This is a genomic window from Salmonella sp. SA15303 (assembly GCF_029962125.1).
GTDB classification, from domain to species: Bacteria; Pseudomonadota; Gammaproteobacteria; order Enterobacterales; family Enterobacteriaceae; genus Salmonella; species Salmonella enterica.
This window is the reverse complement of the sequence record NZ_CP123924.1, coordinates 4,589,852-4,609,789: the sequence shown is the minus strand read 5'-3', so window position 1 is coordinate 4,609,789 and position 19,938 is coordinate 4,589,852. Positions and strand designations below refer to the sequence as shown.

Sequence of the window (19,938 nt, the reverse complement as noted above, 5' to 3'; positions counted from 1 at the left end):
TCCTGTCAGTTATTGTTTATTGAATTGAGGTAAGTGTTATTTTATTTTTTTATTTTTCAATAATTTGAATTATTTTCCCTGCGGTTTTCTGATCGGTAACCAGTGCATTGATATAGTTACCGCGCATAGCGGCAATAATAGCTTCTGCTTTTTGTTCGCCGCCGGCGACGCCAATCACGGTTGGGATCGTGGAAAGTGAATTTAACTTCAGGCCAATTAATTCGTTATGGATTTTGATGTCTGGAATAATTTCGCCATGAGCATCAAAAAAATAGCCCAGAATATCGCCTACTGCGCCTTTGCGGCCAATCATGAGTTGTTCACCCTGAGTGATATAACCGGATTTTAAGATACTGGCTTGATCTTTCTGGTTAATTGCCCCAATCCCCACGATGGCGGCATCGGCAGCTTGCGCTGTGAGCATCACATCCCGCACGCTATTTTCATTGCGCAGCGTGCAGGCAATTTCCTGCGATGATGCGCGCAGCGGCGCGGGCATAATACTTACGCTACAAGCGGCATCAAGCTGGCCTATTCCGGTCATATACGGCCCCACGCCGCCGGATAACGTGACCAGTCGGATTTGTTGCGCCGAGATAAATCCGCTGAGGCGTTTTAATGTGGTCATCGTGGCTTCGCCAAAGCCGACGGCCAGCAGTTGCTGTGGCCGCAGTGACTCCATCAACATATGGGCGGCGCCGATTCCTAAGCGCAGACCAATATCGGCATCGGGTAATGCCGGCAGCACGCGGATATTCTGCAATGCGAAGTGGTTGCGCAAGGCATTTTCATACTCAAGACACCCTTCGAAGCGGGAGTTGATTTGTACGCGAATAATACCGGACTGATGCCCTTTCTCCAGCAGACGAGAAACCTTTAGCCGGGTTAGCCCCAGACGCTCGCTGATTTCACTCTGCGTCAATCCATCGTGATAGTAGAACCAGGCAATACGCGCCACCTGCTCTTCTTCGCACATTCCATAATCAGATACCAACGTATTATCGCTCATTGTCATAACCTGGCTTTACTTTGAACATTTCTAAATCATTAACACAATTGTTCAGTTATCACTCCGAAATAACCGTGATTAACGCCACAAAAACGCGCCAAATCTGAACATTTATCATCTAAAAATTCATTTATTCAGAAAACGTGATCTGGATGAGAGTTTTTTGACCAAATAACTACTACCGTTTTGAACAATTTCTTTTTCAAAAAACATTTGTTCAGTCCCGTCAGTCAACATTGAGGGAGCGGAGGCAACATGCAAATCAGTCACAATACTGCATCCCCTCTGATTTGTGTGCAGAACATTTATAAAAGTTATTCCGGCGTCGAAGTACTAAAGGGAATTGACTTTACTCTGCATGCGGGAGAGGTGCACGCATTGCTTGGCGGCAATGGTGCGGGTAAATCAACATTAATGAAGATTATTGCCGGTATAGTCCCGCCAGATGGAGGGACTATCGATATTGCTGGTGTGCGTTGCAGTCATTTAACGCCTCTGAAGGCGCACCAGTATGGCATTTACCTGGTTCCCCAGGAGCCTCTGTTATTTCCGAGTTTATCTGTGCGGGAAAATATCTTGTTTGGCTTGCAGGGACGTCAGGCCTCCACGGAAAAAATGCAGCAGCTATTAAAGGCGATGGGATGCCAACTCGATCCGGCGAGCGCTGCGGGTACGCTTGATGTTGCAGACCGCCAGATCGTTGAAATTATGCGCGGCTTGATGCGCGACTCGCGAATCTTAATTCTTGATGAGCCCACGGCGTCGTTAACGCCAGCCGAAACTGATCGGTTATTTACGCGTCTGCAAGAGTTGCTGAAAAAGGGTGTCGGAATTGTATTTATTTCTCATAAGCTACCAGAAATTAGACAGTTAGCTCACTGCGTTAGCGTGATGCGTGACGGTAAAATCGCATTATTCGGAAAAACGCATGACCTTTCTACCGACGAGATTATTCAAGCTATCACCCCGGCAACGCAGGGCGTCAGTCTTTCCGCGAATCAAAAGTTGTGGCTGGAATTGCCTGGCAGCCGCCCGCAGAACGAACGCGGCGCGACAGTATTAGCGCTGGAGTCACTGACGGGCGAAGGTTTTATGAATATCAACCTTGAGGTGCGGGCAGGCGAAATCCTTGGTCTGGCCGGGTTGGTCGGCGCGGGACGCACAGAACTGGCTGAAACGCTGTACGGTATTAGACCGGTCAATGCGGGGCGGATGCTGTTCAATGGTCAAGAAATTAACGCCCTGACAACCCAACAGCGGTTGCAGCTCGGCCTGGTCTATTTGCCGGAAGATCGGCAGTCATCCGGGCTGTATCTTGACGCTTCCCTGGCATGGAATGTCTGTTCGCTGACCCACAACCAAAAAGGATTTTGGATAAAGCCCCAGCGGGATAACGCCACCCTTGAACGTTACCACCGCGCGTTAAATATCAAACTCAATAATGCCGAACAGGCGGCGCGTACTTTATCCGGCGGTAACCAGCAAAAAGTATTGATTGCCAAATGCCTGGAGGCCTCTCCGCAATTACTGATTGTCGATGAACCGACCCGCGGTGTCGATGTCTCCGCCCGCAGCGATATTTATCAGCTGTTGCGCAGTATCGCGCAACAAAATGTCGCGGTGCTATTTATTTCCTCCGATCTGGAAGAGATAGAGCAGATGGCCGATCGCGTATATGTCATGCACCAGGGGGAACTGGGGGGGCCTGCGTTATGCGGCGAGGAAATTAACGTTGATACCATCATGCACGTTGCGTTTGGCGAACATGGTGCGTCGGAGGCAACATGTTGAAATTCATCCAAAATAACCGGGAAGCGACGGCACTGCTGGCAATAGTCTGTTTATTCGTGTTTCCTGGCGCGCTGGATAGTCAGTATTTGAGCGTGCAAACGCTGACAATGGTTTTCAGTAGCGCGCAAATTTTGATGCTGTTGGCGATTGGCGCGACGATGGTAATGCTCACCCGCAATATTGATGTATCGGTGGGCTCGACGACAGGAATGTGCGCGGTATTGCTGGGAGTGATGTTAAACGCCGGCTATAGCCTGCCGGTCGCCTGCCTGGCCACACTAATATTAGGAATTGTCGCCGGATTTTTTAATGGCGTACTGGTTGCCTGGTTGAAGATACCCGCCATTGTCGCCACTCTGGGAACGCTGGGCTTGTATCGTGGGATCATGCTGCTATGGACAGGGGGGAAATGGATTGAAGGATTACCCGCAGGCTTAAAGCAACTCTCTGCTCCGGTGTTTCTGGGAATTTCCGCAATCGGCTGGTTTACCCTGGTGTTAGCGCTGCTTATGGCCTGGCTCCTGGCGAAAACCGCCTTTGGCCGCAATTTTTACGCCACCGGCGATAACCTGCAGGGCGCCCGGCAATTGGGTGTCCGTACCGAGATGGTACGCATCATGGCATTTTCACTTAATGGCGGTATGGCGGCATTGGCTGGAATCGTGTTTGCCTCGCAGATTGGCTTCATTCCCAATCAAACCGGCACGGGGCTGGAAATGAAAGCCATCGCGGCCTGCGTATTGGGGGGAATTAGCCTGTTAGGCGGGTCAGGCACGGTCATCGGCGCTATTCTCGGCGCTTATTTTCTTACGCAAATCGATAGTGTGTTAGTGCTGCTGCGTATCCCCGCCTGGTGGAACGATTTTATTGCTGGCCTGGTATTGTTGGGCGTACTGGTATTCGATGGGCGGCTGCGTTGCGCATTACAACGCAATCTGCGCCGCCAGAAATATGCCCGTTTTATATCACCACCCACTCCACTACAGACGGAAGCAAAAACGCACGCACAACAGAATAAAAACAAAGAGGTGGCATGATGAATCCATGGCGACGCTATAGCTGGGAAATTGCGCTGGCAGCCTTATTGATCTTTGAAATTCTGGCTTTCGGTCTGATTAATCCACGTTTATTAGATATTAATGTCTTACTTTTTAGCACTAGCGATTTTATTTGTATCGGTATTGTCGCTTTGCCGCTAACAATGGTTATTGTCAGCGGTGGTATGGATATTTCATTTGGTTCTACAATCGGGCTATGCGCGATTACCCTGGGTGTGCTGTTTCAGCTCGGTATGCCGCTACCTTTAGCGATTATTATTACCCTACTACTTGGCGCAATATGTGGGCTGATAAATGCCGGACTTATTATTTATACCGGCGTAAACCCGTTGGTGATTACCCTGGGAACCATGTATTTATTTGGTGGTAGCGCATTATTGTTATCTGGTATGGCTGGCGCCACGGGTTATGAAGGTATTGGTGGATTTCCCACAGCGTTCACTGACTTTGCCAATATTTCATTTCTTGGTATTCCCATGCCGCTTATTTTTTTTCTTGTGTGCTGTCTGTTTTTCTGGCTGCTCATGCATCGTACGCATATGGGACGCAACGTTTTCCTGATTGGCCAGAGCGCCCGTGTCGCGCAGTACAGCGCGATCCCGGTGAATCGCACGTTGTATACCGTGTATGCCATGACCGGATGCGCCTCCGCGATCGCCGCCGTATTACTGGTTTCTTACTTTGGCTCCGCACGTTCGGATCTGGGCGCCTCTTTCCTGATGCCGGCCATTACGGCGGTTGTGCTGGGAGGCGCCAATATTTATGGCGGCTCCGGGTCGATTATGGGGTCCGCGTTGGCGGCGCTGCTGGTGGGATTTTTACAGCAGGGGCTACAGATGGCCGGAGTGCCGAATCAAATTTCCAGCGCATTGTCCGGTGCGCTTCTCATTGTTGTTGTCGTTGGTCGTTCCGTCAGTTTGCATCGTCACCAAATCCTTGAATGGTACTCACGCCGTCGCAATGCGCATCAGGCATGATTTCCTTTTGAAATTTATGGAGAAAAAAATGGCAAGACACAGCATTAAAATGATCGCCTTACTCACTGCGTTTGGTCTGGCATCTGCGGCAATGACCGTGCAGGCGGCAGAGCGGATTGCTTTTATTCCCAAACTGGTTGGCGTGGGCTTTTTTACCAGCGGCGGCAATGGCGCGCAGGAAGCGGGAAAAGCGCTGGGCATTGACGTAACTTACGATGGCCCTACAGAGCCCAGCGTCTCAGGCCAGGTTCAACTGGTGAATAACTTTGTCAATCAGGGGTATGACGCCATTATCGTTTCTGCCGTTTCGCCTGATGGCCTGTGCCCGGCGTTGAAGCGGGCAATGCAAAGAGGCGTGAAAATATTAACCTGGGATTCCGATACCAAGCCGGAGTGCCGTTCTTACTATATCAATCAAGGGACGCCAAAACAGCTCGGCAGCATGCTGGTAGAGATGGCCGCTCATCAGGTGGACAAAGAGAAAGCGAAAGTCGCTTTCTTCTATTCCAGCCCAACGGTGACCGACCAGAACCAGTGGGTGAAAGAAGCTAAAGCCAAAATTAGCCAGGAACATCCGGGGTGGGAGATAGTCACTACCCAGTTTGGCTATAACGATGCCACGAAATCGCTCCAGACGGCGGAAGGTATCATCAAAGCGTATCCCGATCTGGATGCCATCATCGCGCCTGACGCTAACGCTTTACCTGCTGCGGCACAGGCGGCGGAGAACCTTAAACGCAATAATCTCGCGATTGTTGGTTTTAGTACGCCGAATGTAATGCGCCCTTATGTTCAGCGCGGCACTGTTAAAGAGTTTGGCCTGTGGGATGTCGTCCAACAGGGAAAAATTTCCGTATATGTCGCCAATGCGTTGCTGAAAAATATGCCAATGAATGTCGGTGATTCACTGGATATTCCCGGCATCGGCAAAGTCACCGTTTCACCTAATAGTGAGCAGGGATATCACTATGAGGCAAAAGGTAACGGCATTGTGTTATTGCCGGAGCGTGTCATTTTCAACAAAGACAATATCGACAAATATGATTTCTGATAACTGTTATGTATCGACGGAGTAAAGAATGGCTGATTTAGATGATATTAAAGATGGCAAAGATTTTCACACCGATAAACCACAAACTAACACTTTGTTCGCATTAAAAGGCTGTGGCGCGCTGGATTGGGGAATGCAGTCCAGACTGGCGAGGATTTTTAATCCCAAGACCAGAAAAACGGTCATGCTGGCCTTTGACCATGGATATTTCCAGGGGCCGACAACCGGACTTGAGCGTATTGATATCAATATTGCGCCGCTCTTTGAATATGCTGATGTCTTAATGTGTACTCGCGGCATATTACGCAGTGTGGTACCTCCGGCAATCAATAAACCAGTCGTTTTACGCGCGTCCGGGGCGAATTCTATTCTCACTGAATTAAGCAATGAGGCGGTTGCGGTGGCGATGGATGACGCTGTGCGGTTGAATAGCTGTGCTGCTGCCGCACAGGTTTATATTGGTAGTGAGCATGAACATCAGTCGATTAAAAATATTATTCAACTGATTGATGCCGGGTTACGCGTCGGGATGCCAATAATGGCAGTGACCGGGGTGGGTAAAGATATGGCTCGCGACCAGCGTTATTTTTCACTGGCAACGCGTATCGCTGCGGAAATGGGGGCGCAAATTATCAAAACGTATTATGTCGATAAAGGTTTTGAGCGTATTGCGGCAGGTTGTCCGGTGCCGATTGTCATCGCCGGCGGTAAAAAACTGCCTGAACGTGAAGCATTGGAAATGTGCTATCAGGCGATTGACCAGGGGGCTTCTGGCGTAGATATGGGGCGTAATATATTCCAGTCAGAAGATCCGGTAGCCATGATTAAAGCGGTACATGCTGTCGTTCATCATAACGAAACAGCAGAGCGTGCTTATGAGCTGTTTTTGAGTGAGAAAAGTTAAATGAGATCGCTTCCCCATCTTTTACCGATGCGAGGAGATGGGGATGACTGTTATTTTATTTGGAATAATCAGGGGGTTAATGATGCACGTTACGCTGGTTGAAATTAACGTTCATGATGACAAGGTTGAACAATTTATCGATGTTTTTCGGCAGAATCATCTGGGCTCAATTAAAGAGCCGGGTAACTTGCGTTTTGATGTTCTGCAGGATCCGCAGGTGCTTACGCGATTTTATATTTATGAAGCCTACGTTGATGAACAGGCCGTCGCTTTTCACAAGACAACGCCACACTACAAAACTTGCGTGGAGCAGCTTGAACCGTTGATGACCGGTCCGCGGACAAAAAAAGTTTTTATGGGTTTGATGCCTTAAGGAGCGCTCATGAACAGCCAGTTTGCCGGATTAACGCGCGAAGCATGTGTGGCATTGTTAGCGTCATATCCGCTTAGTGTGGGTATTCTGGCAGGGCAGTGGATTGCGTTGCATCGCTATCTGCAACAGTTGGAAGCGCTAAACCAGCCGCTGTTGCATTTGGATTTGATGGATGGTCAATTTTGCCCGCAGTTTACCGTTGGGCCATGGGCAGTTGGGCAACTGCCGCAAACCTTTATCAAAGATGTTCATTTGATGGTAGCGGATCAATGGACGGCGGCGCAAGCCTGCGTGAAGGCGGGCGCACACTGCATCACGCTTCAGGCTGAAGGCGATATTCATCTGCATCATACGCTAAGCTGGCTTGGTCAGCAGACCGTGCCCGTTATTGGCGGTGAAATGCCGGTGATCCGGGGGATTAGTTTATGCCCGGCAACGCCTCTGGATGTCATTATCCCCATTCTGAGCGACGTTGAGGTTATTCAACTACTGGCAGTAAACCCTGGATACGGCAGTAAAATGCGCTCCAGTGATTTGCACGAGCGCGTGGCGCAGCTTCTCTGTCTACTTGGTGATAAACGCGAAGGTAAAATTATCGTTATTGATGGGTCGTTAACGCAGGATCAGTTGCCTTCGCTGATTGCACAGGGCATCGATCGTGTTGTTTCTGGTAGTGCGTTATTTCGTGATGATCGGCTGGTTGAGAATACGCGGAGCTGGAGGGCGATGTTTAAGGTTGCCGGGGATACTACTTTCTTACCCTCCACAGCATAAATGCCGGATGGCGGCTTTACCTTATCAGGCCTACATAAGCACTCGGCTGGTAGGCCTGATAAGCGCAGCGCCATCAGACATTGATTGGCAATTAAGCCTGTTTAGCAGCTTCTGCTGCTTTCACGATCACCGCGAAGGCGTCAGCTTTCAGAGAAGCGCCGCCTACCAGTGCGCCGTCGATGTCCGGCTGCGCGAACAGTTCGGCGGCGTTGGAGGCATTAACAGAACCGCCGTACTGGATAATAACCTGTTCAGCGATTTTCGCGTCAGCTTTAGCAATGTGGTCACGGATGAATTTGTGCACTGCCTGCGCCTGCGCAGGAGTTGCAGATTTACCGGTACCGATCGCCCATACGGGTTCGTAAGCGATAACCGCGCCTTCAAAGGCTGCCGCGCCCTGCGTTTTCAGTACCGCGTCGATCTGGCGTGCGCATACTTCTTCTGTTTTGCCCGCTTCGTTTTCCGCTTCGGTTTCACCGATGCACAGTACCGGCGTCAGACCTTGTTCTTTCAGTACGGCGAATTTTTTGGCGATCAGCTCGTCAGATTCTTTGTGATAAGTACGACGCTCGGAGTGGCCGATAATAATGTACTGCGCGCCGATATCCTTCAGCATTTCAGCCGAAGTTTCACCGGTGAATGCGCCAGACAGATTCAGATCAACGTTCTGCGCGCCCAGCATGATGTGGCTGCCGGCAGCAGCGCGTTTCGCCAGATCGATATACATTTCCGGCGGAGCGATTGCCACGTCGCAGCCTGCTACGCCCGTCAGTTCTTTACGCAGGTTAGCCACCAGTTCGTTTACCATGTGGCGGCTGCCGTTCAGTTTCCAGTTACCCATCACTAAAGGATGTCGCATTTCATTTCTCCACGCTTAGTCAGCGAATTAAGGAAGATGGCCGCTCGTCAGAGCAGCATGGTCTGTGAAACAGTATAGAGATTCATCCCCGGAAAGGCTTTGCTTTTTGTCATCAATTCGCCCCTTCCAGATTTTCAGATAACGTCAGCTTAATCGGTTCAACCGCGAAGGTCAGCCCCTTTTCGCCGTTATCTGCGACAACATAACGTACCGCGCCTTCGGTCTCGGCGTAATAGTGTTTACCTTTACCGGCGATAAGCATCTTTTGCAGTTTTTTCTGGCTTTGCTCTTTTGTCAGTAACGGGGCGACAGTGCGAATAATGGCGGCCATATATTCCAGCGCTTTCGCTTTCGCCGCTTTCTGTTCCGGCCCCTGAATGGGCAGCCAGGTAATCTGCATACTTTTCACTTTGAGCGTACCGCGCTCCAGCGCCGTGGAGGCATACAGATTTTCGTTAATCTTACTGGCGGCGCGGGTCAGATTCGCCTTATCGCGGCTATTCTCAATGGCGCGAAATTCATTGAGCGGCAGATCGGGATTCTGGCGGTTAAAGTTCTCACGAAACTGGCTAATAGAAAGATCAAAGGTTGGCGAGCCCGCCAGCAGATAGGGCGCTGTCGTGGTCGATGAAGAGAGCTGCGCGTGCGCCGTTATGCTGGCGGTGAGAGCAGAAAACAACAGTAAAAACAGAGTACATCCTGGCTTCATCAATCTTACCTTTCGTTAGGACTGCTCACGATTAAAACGATAACTGTCGGGCTTGTCAAAAGGGTAAACTGTAGCGGAAGGCAAAATATAAGGAACTTACATGACCATACAGCAATGGTTATTCTCATTTAAAGGGCGTATCGGACGCCGTGATTTCTGGATTTGGATCGGCCTCTGGTTTGCCGGGATGCTGGCGCTATTTTCGCTGGCGGGGAAAAACCTGCTTGATATCCAAACGGCGGCATTTTGCCTGGTGTGCCTGCTGTGGCCGACCGCCGCCGTCATGGTCAAACGTCTGCATGACCGGGGACGTTCCGGCGCGTGGGCGTTGCTGATGATTCTGGCGTGGATGCTGCTGGCCGGAAACTGGGTGATGCTGCCGGGGATGTGGCAGTGGGTCGTCGGGCGATTTATTCCGACGCTGATCCTGGTGATGATGCTTATCGATCTGGGCGCGTTTGTCGGTGTTCAGGGGGAAAATAAGTTTGGGAAAGCGACACAGGACGTGAAGTTTAAAGCAGAACCGTAAACGGGCGGTAAACCGTAATTTGCCCGGTGGCGCTGACGCTTACCGGGCCTACAGATTGGTGATGATTTGCAGGCCGGATAAGCCCCAGCCGCCATTCGGTAAAACATCACCAGTAATGTTCAGCCGTCATATGCCCCGGTCGGCGGCGCAGATGTTTAGTCATCTGTCGGGTCTCTTTCAGCAGTTGCTGCGTATCGCGCACCATCTGCGGGTTCCCGCACAGCATAACGTGGCTGGTCTCTTTATCCATCGGCAATCCAACGGCTTTTTCCAGCTCGCCGTTTTCAATGAGCGCTGGCACGCGTCCAGTAAGCGAGCCTGGCACGTTCTCCCGGCTGACCACCGTTTGGATGCGCAGCTTGCCTTCATAACGCTGTTGCAGTTCCAGCATTAGCGGCAGATAGCTTAAATCGGCGGCGAAGCGTGCGGCGTGGACTAAGACCAGATTTTTAAAGCGTGCGACATCCTGGCCATATTGTAGAATAGACAAATACGGGCCAATAGCGGTTCCGGTCGCCAGCATCCATAGCGTCTCGCAGTCAGGCACTTCATCCAGTACAAAGAAACCCGACGCGTCGCTGACCACTTGCACCTCATCGCCAGGTTTTAGCGCCGCCAGCCGCGGGCTGAGCTTTCCTTGCGGCACCGTCACCAGATAAAACTCTAAATTCGGATTGTCAGGCGCATTGACATAGGAATACGCGCGCTGAACGCGCTCGCCATCGATCTCCAGTCCGAGTTTGGTAAATTGGCCTGCAGTAAAAGGATTAATGGGGGCGTGAACGGTCAGGCTGAACAGTGCGTCAGTCCAGTTTTGCACCTTAGTGACTTTACCTGTTACCCAATCGGCCATGGTTTTCTCCTGTTCTGAATCGCTAACCTTATCTTCGTTCGTCAGGAGAAAGATTTCCAGCCCCGCGAGGCTGGAAGGCTCTAACTAACAAATGCGCTAGAGAATATGCGCCTGCACATCCGGATCTTTACGATCAAGATAGTGGATAGACTGAATGCGGCGGATGGTGCGTGATTTGCCGCGGATCAGCAGCGTTTCCGTCGTGGCAATATGGCCTTTCCGGCTAATTCCTTCCAGTAGATCGCCTTTCGTGATGCCGGTCGCGGAGAAAATAACGTTATCGCTACGCGCCATGTCGCCCAGGCATAACGCCTTGCCCGCTTCAATGCCCATTGCTTTGCAGCGCGCCAGTTCCTGTTCGCCAATGCGGCGGTTTTCTTCGCTGTTGCCTTTCACGTCATGGCGCGCCAGCAGACGCCCCTGCATATCGCCGTCCAGCGCGCGGATCACCGCTGCGGATACCACGCCTTCTGGTGCGCCGCCAATCCCGTACAGCACGTCGACTTCGCTATCCGGCATACAGGTCAGAATGGAGGCCGCGACGTCGCCGTCAGGAATGGCAAACACGCGTACGCCCAGTTTGGCCATCTCTGCGATGACCTCGTCATGACGCGGTTTTGCCAGAATGGTCACGGTCAAATCGCCAAGCGGTTTACCCAGCGCATCCGCGATGTTGCGCAGGTTATCCGCCAGCGGCAGATTGAGATCAATTGCCCCTTTGGCGCCCGGACCGACAATCAGTTTTTCCATATACATATCGGGCGCATTCAGGAAACAGCCTTTATCGCCGACCGCCAGCACCGCCAGCGCGTTCGCCTGACCCATCGCCGTCATGCGCGTGCCCTCAATCGGATCGACGGCGATATCTACCGCATCGCCGTGGCCGGTACCGACTTTCTCGCCGATATAGAGCATCGGGGCTTCGTCGATTTCGCCTTCGCCAATCACGATGGTGCCGTCAATGTTGACCTGGTTGAGCATGATACGCATGGCGTTGACCGCCGCGCCGTCCGCGGTATTTTTATCGCCGCGTCCCAGCCATTTGTAGCCAGCCAGCGCCGCCGCTTCGGTCACACGGGAAAATTCGATGGCAAGTTCTCGTCTCATAACAAACTCGTAGCAAAAAGGAGTGGCGCGCAGTGTAGCACAGGGGAAGGAGGGAATAATTGATGTGTGTGCGGAGTCGCCTCCGCACAAAGATTTTGCCGGATGGCGACCTTACTTGTCGTGCTCTTCCCACGCCATTGCGCGTTTAACTGCTTTCTTCCAGCCGCTGTAACGGTAGTTACGCTCGGTGGTTTCAATGCCGGGGCGGAATTCTCGCTCAATGACGGCTTTTTCCTGCAGCTCGTCCAGGTTCTGCCAGTAACCGACGGCCAGGCCAGCCAGATAGGCGGCGCCCAGCGCGGTCACTTCGCGCACTTCCGGGCGTTCCACCCGCGTGCCGAGAATATCTGACTGGAACTGCATCAGGAAGTTGTTGGCCACTGCGCCGCCGTCCACACGCAGAGCGTGCAGGCGGATACCGGAGTCGGCCTGCATCGCTTCCAGTACGTCGCGGGTCTGGTAAGCGATGGATTCGAGCGTCGCGCGGATAATGTGATTAGAGTTCACGCCGCGGGTCAGGCCAAAAATGGCGCCGCGGGCATACGGGTCCCAGTACGGCGCGCCCAGACCGGTGAAGGCCGGAACCACGTAGACACCGTTGGTATCTTTCACTTTCGTGGCGAAATATTCGGAGTCGAACGCGTCGCTGATGAGCTTCATTTCATCACGCAGCCATTGAATGGACGCTCCCGCCATAAACACCGCGCCTTCCAGCGCATAGTTGACTTCGCCGCTTGGGCCGCAGGCGATGGTGGTCAGCAGGCCGTTTTCCGATTTTACCGCTTTCTCGCCGGTGTTCATCAGCATAAAGCAGCCGGTGCCGTAGGTATTCTTTGCCATTCCTTCCTTTACGCACAGTTGACCGAATAACGCGGCCTGCTGATCCCCGGCAATCCCGGCGATAGGAATACGTGTACCGCCTTTACCGCCAATATTGGTCTGGCCGTAGACTTCGGAGGACTTACGTACCTGGGGCAGCATCGCGCGTGGGATATCCAGCACGTCCAGCATCTTATCGTCCCAGTCCAAATCATGGATGTTGAACAGCATGGTTCGTGAGGCGTTGGTGTAATCCGTAACGTGGACGCGGCCCTGCGTCATCTTCCAGATAAGCCAGGTATCCACCGTACCGAACAGCAGCTCGCCACGCTTCGCGCGTTCGCGCGAACCTTCCACATGGTCAAGGATCCATTTCACTTTAGTGCCAGAGAAGTACGGGTCGACGACCAGACCGGTATTGTCGCGGATGTAATCTTCCAGGCCGTCGCGTTTAAGCTGTTCGCAAATATCGGCGGTACGACGGCACTGCCAGACAATAGCGTTGTATATCGGTTTGCCGGTTTCACGTTCCCAGACGATCGCGGTTTCACGTTGGTTGGTGATACCGATAGCGGCAATCTGATCGGAACTGATATCGGCCTTAGCCAGCACTTCTACCAGCGTTGAGCTTTGGGACGCCCAAATTTCCATCGGGTCGTGTTCTACCCAGCCTGGCTTAGGATAAATTTGCTCAAATTCACGCTGTGATACGCTGACGATATTCGCGTCATGATCCATAACGACCGCGCGGGAGCTGGTGGTACCCTGGTCGAGCGCAACGATATATTTTTTTTCAGTCATAATTTTGTCCCGTAATCAGATTACAGCGAAGCATTTTGTTGTGTGGTCGCGGTGGAGTCCTTCTCTTCCACGACGCAGGTATCGCACGGCAAATGACGGCCAATAAATTTGCGATAAGCAAACGCGCCCAGAATGGCGCCGACGATGGGGCCAAACAGCGGCACCAGGAAGTAAGGAATGTCTCTACCGCCGGTAAACGCAATTTCACCCCAGCCGGCAAGCCCGGCGAACATTTTGGGGCCAAAGTCACGCGCCGGATTCATCGCAAACCCGGTCAACGGCCCCATAGAGGCACCGATAACGGCGATCAGTAAACCAATGAGCAGTGGCGCAAGCGGACCGCGAGGTACGCCGTTTCCGTCGTCGGTCAGCGCCAGAATCAGCCCCATCAGAATAGCGGTAATCACCATTTCAACCGCGAAGGCCTGCACAAAATTGATATGAGGATTCGGGTAAGTTGAGAAAATGCCTGCGAGATCGAGACTTTCAACGCTGCCACGGACGATATGGTGGGTTTGTTCGAAGTCCACAAAAAGATTGTAATAAAGCCCGTAAACTAACGCCGCTGCGCAAAAGGCGCCGGCAACTTGAGAAATAATAAAAGGAACAACTTTACGTTTGTCGAAACAGGCAAATAGCCAGAGTGCGATGGTCACTGCCGGGTTCAGGTGTGCGCCAGAAACACCTGCCGTCAGGTAGATAGCCATCGCTACCCCCAGACCCCAGATGACGCTGATTTCCCACTGTCCAAAAGTAGCTCCGGCAACTTTAAGCGCAGCGACACAACCCACACCGAAAAAAATCAACAACCCGGTACCGAGGAATTCAGCAATGCACTGGCCTTTTAAGGTTGATGTTTGACTCATAATCGGATCCTGAAGAGTATGTAATGATTATTGGTATGCGAGGAGGTCATGGACATCCACGATGCCCTGTAGGCACACTGTTAATTTATCGTTAACGAGCAAAAACGAGAAATATCGAAATCAAAATGTGTGTACTGCGTCAATAAAATGAGCGTTATCGCGCCATGAAGCGCATTTTGAGACAGCAGAAGAGAGTGAATTGAATCATTTCATTAACCAATATGTTAACACTTTTAAGTTATTGAATGAATGTTACCAGGAGATGGATGAAAATTGCTGCAAACCGCGATCTACGCGGTATGTCGCTGGACAGCGAGAGCGGGGCTTCATACAATCGACACTATATATTGTGCGCGTTTACGTGAAGCGTCGCCTTGCAATTCAGGAGAGGTAAGATCATGTCTTTAGAAGTGTTTGAGAAACTGGAAGCAAAAGTACAGCAGGCGATTGACACCATCACCCTGTTACAGATGGAAATTGAAGAGCTGAAAGAAAAGAACAACAGCCTGACGCAGGAAGTGCAGTCTGCACAGCATCAGCGTGAAGAACTCGAGCGTGAAAATAATTCTCTGAAGGAACAGCAGAGCGGCTGGCAGGAACGTTTGCAGGCGCTGCTTGGTCGTATGGAAGAAGTCTAATCCTCGTCATATTTCACGTTATGGCGGCGTTGGCTGCGTGCGTTCACCCCAGTCACATAGTGGCCTATGCTCCTGGGGATTCACTTACTTGCCGCCTTGCCCTGACGCGAAATCTATAGAGGATTTAGAATGCGGATACCGGTGGGCCGGATAAGGCGTAAGCTGCCATCCGGCAATCAGCGACAACGCATAAAAAAGGCGCCTTACGGCGCCTTTTTTGATCACTCGATATCAAGCGGGTCTTCGGAAAGGATAATCCCGGTGTTGTCGGCATAGAGATGATCGCCGGAGAAGAACGTCACGCCGCCGAAATTGACGCGCACATCGCTTTCCCCAATGCCTTCACCTGCGGCGCCAACCGGAATGGCGGCGATCGCCTGAATGCCGATATCCAGCTCTTCCAGATCGTCCACCTGACGCACCGCGCCATAGATAACCAGCCCTTCCCATTCATTTTGCGTGGCCAGACGCGCCAGCTCCGCATCGACTAATGCACGACGGACAGAACCGCCGCCATCGACCAGCAGAACCCGACCACGGCCATTTTGTTCGAGCAGATCGTACAGCAACCCGTTGTCCTCGAAACATTTTACCGTGATGATTTGTCCGCCAAACGACGACCGCCCTCCAAAATTAGAGAACAGCGGTTCCACGACGTTGACATCTTCCTGATAGATGTCACAAAGCTCGGAAGTATCGTATTTCATAGGCTTAACGTTCAGTTGCTGCGAGAATTTTTAGTATATCGCGCTAAGTATACTGTTGGCAAAATCATCAATTGTTAATTGATATTTGTCAGTTAAACGGCCCACTGACTTAAGAGTATCCCAATCACAAATAACAGGTTGGTTAACAACGCGCCTTTAACGGTACGTTCAAGCATCGGGCGCATTGCCGCAGGCTCCCTTTCGCGCATTACGTAGCGCGCTTGTTTAATGAGCAAGGGCGCGGCCAGAATAAACAACCATCCCCACGGACTGTGTAGCGAGAGCAGATTAAACAGCGCCAGACAGAGCAGCGCGCCTAGCAACAGGCAGGCGTGATAACGACGCGCGTTGACATCGCCCAGTCGTACTACAAGGGTGTTTTTGCCGTTCTCTCTGTCGCTATTAATATCGCGCAGGTTATTAATATTCAGCACCGCCGTCGCCAGTAAACCGCAGGCGGTGGCCGGGAGAATCAGCGCCGGAATCAGCGTATGCGCCTGGAGATACCAGCTCCCCATGACACTTAGCCAGCCAAAGAATACCAGGACAGAGATATCACCCAGCCCGATATAGCCGTAGGGCCGATTACCCACGGTGTAGGTGATGGCGGCGATAATCGACAGCCCGCCCAAAATCAGGAAGCCGACAAAATCGGTTAACGTATGGCACGCGACCGCCACCAGCGCCAGTCCGGAGATACAGATCAGCACGACGGTAATGATTAACGCCCGCTTCATCTCCTGTCGGGTGATGACGCCTTTTTGCATCCCCCGCAGCGGCCCGATGCGATCCGGTTTATCGCTGCCTTTGACAGCGTCGCCATAATCGTTGGCGAGGTTGGATAAAATTTGCAACAGCCCGGCGGTGATAAGGGCCAGCAGCGCGACCAGAGGATCGAAATAGCCTTGCCACCATGCCAGGGCCGTACCGACGATAATCGCCGCGAAGGCGAGGGGTAAGGTTTTGGGTCGTAAGCTTTCCAGCCAGGCCTGGGTGCGGCTAATTTGTTGTTGTTCAGTCATATTTAGCGCCAATAAAAATGGGGCTTTTCAGCCCCATCAACAGTGATGAAAATGCATTGGACGCGATTATAAGATAAAACGGCTTAGATCTTCATCTGCGACCAGCGCATCCAGATGTTTGCTCACATATTCCGCATCAATTGTGATGTTTTGGCCGTGCAGATCGCTGGCGTTATAGGAAATCTCTTCCATCAGACGCTCCAGTACGGTATGCAGACGGCGCGCGCCGATGTTTTCGGTGGTTTCGTTAACCTGCCAGGCGGCTTCGGCAATACGTTTAATACCGGAATCGGTGAACTCGATATTGACGCCTTCAGTTGCCATCAGCGCTTTATACTGCACGGTGACGGAGGCGTTTGGCTCGGTCAAAATGCGTTCGAAATCGCTGGTGGTCAGCGCCTGAAGTTCAACGCGAATCGGCAGACGGCCCTGCAGTTCCGGGATCAGATCAGACGGCTTCGCCACCTGGAACGCGCCAGAGGCGATAAACAGAATATGATCCGTTTTGACCATCCCGTGTTTGGTCGAAACCGTGCAGCCTTCTACCAGCGGCAGTAAGTCGCGCTGTACGCCTTCGCGTGAAACATCCGGGCCGGAGGTTTCGCCACGCTTACAAATTTTGTCAATTTCATCGATAAACACGATGCCGTGCTGTTCAACCGCGTCGATAGCGTCCTGTTTCAGCTCTTCCGGGTTGACCAGTTTAGCAGCCTCTTCTTCAACCAACAGTTTCATCGCGTCTTTAATTTTCAGCTTACGCGGTTTCTGTTTCTGACCGCCCAGGTTCTGGAACATAGACTGCAACTGGCTGGTCATCTCTTCCATGCCCGGAGGCGCCATAATCTCTACGCCCATCGGCGCGGCGGCGAGGTTAATCTCGATCTCTTTATCGTCGAGCTGGCCTTCGCGCAGTTTTTTGCGGAACGTTTGACGGGCGGCAGAAGGCTCCTGCTGCTGTTCGGCCTGGCCCCAGTTATTTTTTGCGGGTGGGATCAGTACGTCGAGAATACGTTCTTCCGCCAACTCTTCCGCACGATAGCGGTTTTTCTCGATAGCCTGTACGCGAACCATTTTCACCGCGGCATCGGTCAGATCGCGGATGATAGAGTCCACTTCTTTCCCGACATAGCCCACTTCGGTGAATTTGGTGGCTTCGACTTTAATGAACGGCGCGTTGGCGAGTTTTGCCAGACGACGGGCGATTTCGGTTTTACCGACGCCGGTCGGGCCAATCATCAGAATATTTTTCGGCGTTACTTCGTGGCGCAGCTCTTCATCAAGCTGCATACGACGCCAGCGGTTACGCAATGCAATCGCCACGGAACGCTTTGCGTTATCCTGGCCGATAATGTGTTTGTTCAGTTCGCTGACAATTTCGCGTGGGGTCATTTCAGACATGAGAGGTCCTTACGCTTTGGCGGTCAATTCTTCAATGGTGTGGAAATGGTTGGTGTAAATGCAGATATCGCCTGCAATATCCAACGCCTTTTCAGCAATTTCGCGCGCGCCGAGCTCGGTATTTTCCAACAGAGCGCGAGCGGCAGCCTGGGCATAAGGACCGCCGGAGCCGATAGCAATTAAATCGTTTTCAGGTTGCACGACATCGCCGTTACCCGTGATGATGAGCGAGGCGGTTTCATCCGCGACGGCCAGCAACGCTTCCAGTTTGCGTAGCATACGGTCGGTACGCCAGTCTTTCGCCAGTTCAACGGCGGCTTTGACCAGGTGCCCCTGATGCATTTCCAGTTTACGTTCAAACAGCTCGAACAGCGTGAATGCATCCGCAGTACCGCCCGCAAAGCCCGCAATGACCTTGTCGTTGTAGAGGCGGCGGACTTTCTTCACGTTGCCTTTCATTACTGTGTTACCCAGTGTGGCCTGACCATCACCGGCGATTACCACGTGGCCGTTACGGCGTACGCTTACTATTGTTGTCACGAGCAGACCCCTTGGTTACTAATGCTGAATTGCGGCCCCGTACGGCGTACGGGGCATAATGCAAGTATAGATGGGGGAGATTTTGAGGGTTTCAACCCCCGGTGGCGAGTCGAATGCAGTTTGTATGGCCCGCCATCTTCAGACGGTTAATGGTGCTGTCGGCATTTTCTTTACCTTTCACCGGCCCGATAACCACGCGATTCCAGCCGTTATTGGTGGTAATTTTGGAGTCAAAGCCTTCAAACGCCAGCTGAGCGCGGACGCTTTCTGCCTGCTCGGCGCCTTTGAATGAACCACATTGCACCATCCAGCGACGTTCATCTTTTTTCTCTGCTGTCGCCTTCGGCGCTTCAGGCGCGCGCGTAATGGGCGCGGCTTTTGGCGCTGCCGCGCTGGTATGCGCCGGCGTTTGCAGCAAATCCTGATAAGGTTGCTGCGAGGCCGTCTGCTTCGGCGGCTGACTTTGGCGCGCGGGTTGCGCCGGGGCGGACTGTACCGTGCGCGTTTGCGGCTGTTCGTTTACCCGCGGCTGCGTACGTGGTTGCTGAACAGGCTGCGTTTGAGCCCACTGCTGCTGCTGCGCCTGACGCTGGCGCTGTAGCGTTTGCTGGCGTTGTTCTGGCGTCTGCTCGTTCCACGGCACTTCGTTAAGTTGCGTCGGCTGCTGACGCATATCCGCCTGCATCTGTTCCAGGAGTTGACGCTGCTCGCTGGTGAGCTGATTCGGATTCATGACTTCGCCGCCGGCGGACGGTTCCGTTGGCGTACGCACGCCCGGCTGGCGACTTTCCAGCTCTTTGATGTAACGCCAGCGCTCTTCCGGTTTTGGCGGAAGCCCATTGCCGGTGACTTTCTGGTTTTGTAGCGTTTCGGACTCTTCTTTCTTATGGTGAGTAATGAAGTACAGACCGCCGATAAAGGTCACAAGGACGGCTGCCGCAATCGCGACCATTGCCGGCGAGACGGCAGGCATGTTGCTTTGCTTCTTCCGTGAGTTCCGTGAGGTGCTCTTTTTGCGCCGCGAAGGAGCCGGTTGGCCGCGACGTACATAATCTCGTTGTGCCACTATCGTTTCGCTGTATTTATTCGTTCGTCAGCCCGTCATGTTACTGAAGCGGCGGGCCTTTGACCAGACAGGTGAGTCTTAAAGCTA

The 19,938-nt window shown here is 52.3% G+C and carries 21 protein-coding genes; 9 read left to right on the top strand and 12 right to left on the bottom strand.

Annotated elements, in window-relative coordinates; all coding sequences use genetic code 11:
• Window positions 1-49: 49 nt before the first annotated feature.
• The gene (gene lsrR / locus QEN31_RS22470) at window positions 50-1,009 is read right to left on the bottom strand and encodes a transcriptional regulator LsrR (RefSeq protein WP_001283048.1); all 960 of its coding nucleotides are present in this window, start codon (window positions 1,007-1,009) and stop codon (window positions 50-52) included.
• A gap of 255 nt (window positions 1,010-1,264) precedes the next feature.
• Between lsrR and lsrA the strand changes: the two genes are divergently transcribed.
• The 7 genes from lsrA (at window position 1,265) to QEN31_RS22435 (ending at window position 7,937) form a co-directional block, all read left to right on the top strand.
• Window positions 1,265-2,800, top strand: a complete 1,536-nt coding sequence (lsrA, locus tag QEN31_RS22465; RefSeq protein WP_001167250.1) for an autoinducer 2 ABC transporter ATP-binding protein LsrA — start codon at window positions 1,265-1,267, stop codon at window positions 2,798-2,800.
• On the top strand, window positions 2,794-3,837 hold the full coding sequence (gene lsrC / locus QEN31_RS22460; RefSeq protein WP_000911134.1) for an autoinducer 2 ABC transporter permease LsrC: 1,044 nt from the start codon (window positions 2,794-2,796) through the stop codon (window positions 3,835-3,837). Before lsrA ends, lsrC begins: the two co-directional genes overlap by 7 nt.
• Entirely contained in the window at window positions 3,834-4,835 is a 1,002-nt protein-coding gene (gene lsrD / locus QEN31_RS22455) for an autoinducer 2 ABC transporter permease LsrD (protein ID WP_000981826.1), read from the top strand. The genes lsrC and lsrD overlap by 4 nt, the downstream gene beginning before the upstream one ends.
• Before the next feature lie 28 nt (window positions 4,836-4,863).
• Entirely contained in the window at window positions 4,864-5,886 is a 1,023-nt protein-coding gene (gene lsrB / locus QEN31_RS22450) for an autoinducer 2 ABC transporter substrate-binding protein LsrB (RefSeq protein WP_000090737.1), read from the top strand.
• Between the two features lie 28 nt (window positions 5,887-5,914).
• The gene (lsrF, locus tag QEN31_RS22445; RefSeq protein ID WP_000774147.1) at window positions 5,915-6,790 is read left to right on the top strand and encodes a 3-hydroxy-5-phosphonooxypentane-2,4-dione thiolase LsrF; all 876 of its coding nucleotides are present in this window, start codon (window positions 5,915-5,917) and stop codon (window positions 6,788-6,790) included.
• 82 nt (window positions 6,791-6,872) lie between these two features.
• Window positions 6,873-7,163, top strand: a complete 291-nt coding sequence (lsrG, locus tag QEN31_RS22440) for a (4S)-4-hydroxy-5-phosphonooxypentane-2,3-dione isomerase (protein ID WP_001738619.1) — start codon at window positions 6,873-6,875, stop codon at window positions 7,161-7,163.
• 9 nt (window positions 7,164-7,172) lie between these two features.
• Window positions 7,173-7,937, top strand: coding sequence for an epimerase (locus tag QEN31_RS22435; protein ID WP_001088049.1), 765 nt, complete (start codon window positions 7,173-7,175; stop codon window positions 7,935-7,937).
• Between the two features lie 91 nt (window positions 7,938-8,028).
• On the opposite strand, the gene tpiA is transcribed toward QEN31_RS22435, so the two are convergent.
• Together tpiA and QEN31_RS22425 are read right to left on the bottom strand one after the other, a co-directional pair.
• A complete protein-coding gene (gene tpiA / locus QEN31_RS22430) occupies window positions 8,029-8,796 on the bottom strand; it encodes a triose-phosphate isomerase (RefSeq protein ID WP_001216339.1) in 768 nt (255 codons plus the stop codon).
• A gap of 112 nt (window positions 8,797-8,908) precedes the next feature.
• Complete coding sequence (locus QEN31_RS22425; RefSeq protein ID WP_000802242.1) at window positions 8,909-9,505, bottom strand: YiiQ family protein; 597 nt, start codon at window positions 9,503-9,505, stop codon at window positions 8,909-8,911.
• Between the two features lie 100 nt (window positions 9,506-9,605).
• Between QEN31_RS22425 and QEN31_RS22420 the strand changes: the two genes are divergently transcribed.
• Window positions 9,606-10,034 (top strand): DUF805 domain-containing protein, encoded by a 429-nt coding sequence (locus QEN31_RS22420; RefSeq protein ID WP_000155237.1) that lies wholly within the window; start codon window positions 9,606-9,608, stop codon window positions 10,032-10,034.
• A gap of 106 nt (window positions 10,035-10,140) precedes the next feature.
• Here the strand turns inward: QEN31_RS22420 and fpr are convergent, their stop codons facing one another.
• The 4 genes from fpr to QEN31_RS22400 all read right to left on the bottom strand — a co-directional run bounded on the left by fpr (window position 10,141) and on the right by QEN31_RS22400 (window position 14,480).
• Window positions 10,141-10,887, bottom strand: a complete 747-nt coding sequence (gene fpr / locus QEN31_RS22415; RefSeq protein ID WP_000796300.1) for a ferredoxin--NADP(+) reductase — start codon at window positions 10,885-10,887, stop codon at window positions 10,141-10,143.
• 96 nt (window positions 10,888-10,983) lie between these two features.
• A complete protein-coding gene (gene glpX, locus QEN31_RS22410) occupies window positions 10,984-11,994 on the bottom strand; it encodes a class II fructose-bisphosphatase (RefSeq protein WP_001250625.1) in 1,011 nt (336 codons plus the stop codon).
• Window positions 11,995-12,105: 111 nt separating this feature from the next.
• Window positions 12,106-13,614, bottom strand: coding sequence for a glycerol kinase GlpK (glpK, locus tag QEN31_RS22405; protein ID WP_000136809.1), 1,509 nt, complete (start codon window positions 13,612-13,614; stop codon window positions 12,106-12,108).
• Between the two features lie 20 nt (window positions 13,615-13,634).
• Window positions 13,635-14,480 (bottom strand): MIP/aquaporin family protein, encoded by an 846-nt coding sequence (locus QEN31_RS22400; RefSeq protein WP_000084285.1) that lies wholly within the window; start codon window positions 14,478-14,480, stop codon window positions 13,635-13,637.
• A 398-nt stretch (window positions 14,481-14,878) separates the two neighbouring features.
• Between QEN31_RS22400 and zapB the strand changes: the two genes are divergently transcribed.
• On the top strand, window positions 14,879-15,118 hold the full coding sequence (gene zapB, locus QEN31_RS22395; RefSeq protein WP_000051370.1) for a septal ring assembly protein ZapB: 240 nt from the start codon (window positions 14,879-14,881) through the stop codon (window positions 15,116-15,118).
• 221 nt (window positions 15,119-15,339) lie between these two features.
• Here zapB and rraA read toward each other — a convergent pair whose 3' ends face one another.
• The 5 genes from rraA to ftsN form a co-directional block, all read right to left on the bottom strand.
• A complete protein-coding gene (gene rraA / locus QEN31_RS22390; protein ID WP_000872918.1) occupies window positions 15,340-15,825 on the bottom strand; it encodes a ribonuclease E activity regulator RraA in 486 nt (161 codons plus the stop codon).
• A 92-nt stretch (window positions 15,826-15,917) separates the two neighbouring features.
• Window positions 15,918-16,847 carry a 1,4-dihydroxy-2-naphthoate polyprenyltransferase gene (gene menA / locus QEN31_RS22385; protein WP_000139639.1) on the bottom strand — a complete coding sequence of 310 codons (930 nt, stop codon included), beginning with the start codon at window positions 16,845-16,847 and terminating at the stop codon, window positions 15,918-15,920.
• A gap of 66 nt (window positions 16,848-16,913) precedes the next feature.
• A complete protein-coding gene (hslU, locus tag QEN31_RS22380; RefSeq protein WP_001293360.1) occupies window positions 16,914-18,245 on the bottom strand; it encodes an HslU--HslV peptidase ATPase subunit in 1,332 nt (443 codons plus the stop codon).
• A gap of 9 nt (window positions 18,246-18,254) precedes the next feature.
• Window positions 18,255-18,785, bottom strand: a complete 531-nt coding sequence (hslV, locus tag QEN31_RS22375) for an ATP-dependent protease subunit HslV (protein WP_000208240.1) — start codon at window positions 18,783-18,785, stop codon at window positions 18,255-18,257.
• Window positions 18,786-18,876: 91 nt separating this feature from the next.
• Window positions 18,877-19,851, bottom strand: a complete 975-nt coding sequence (ftsN, locus tag QEN31_RS22370) for a cell division protein FtsN (protein WP_000068811.1) — start codon at window positions 19,849-19,851, stop codon at window positions 18,877-18,879.
• Window positions 19,852-19,938: the final 87 nt, after the last annotated feature.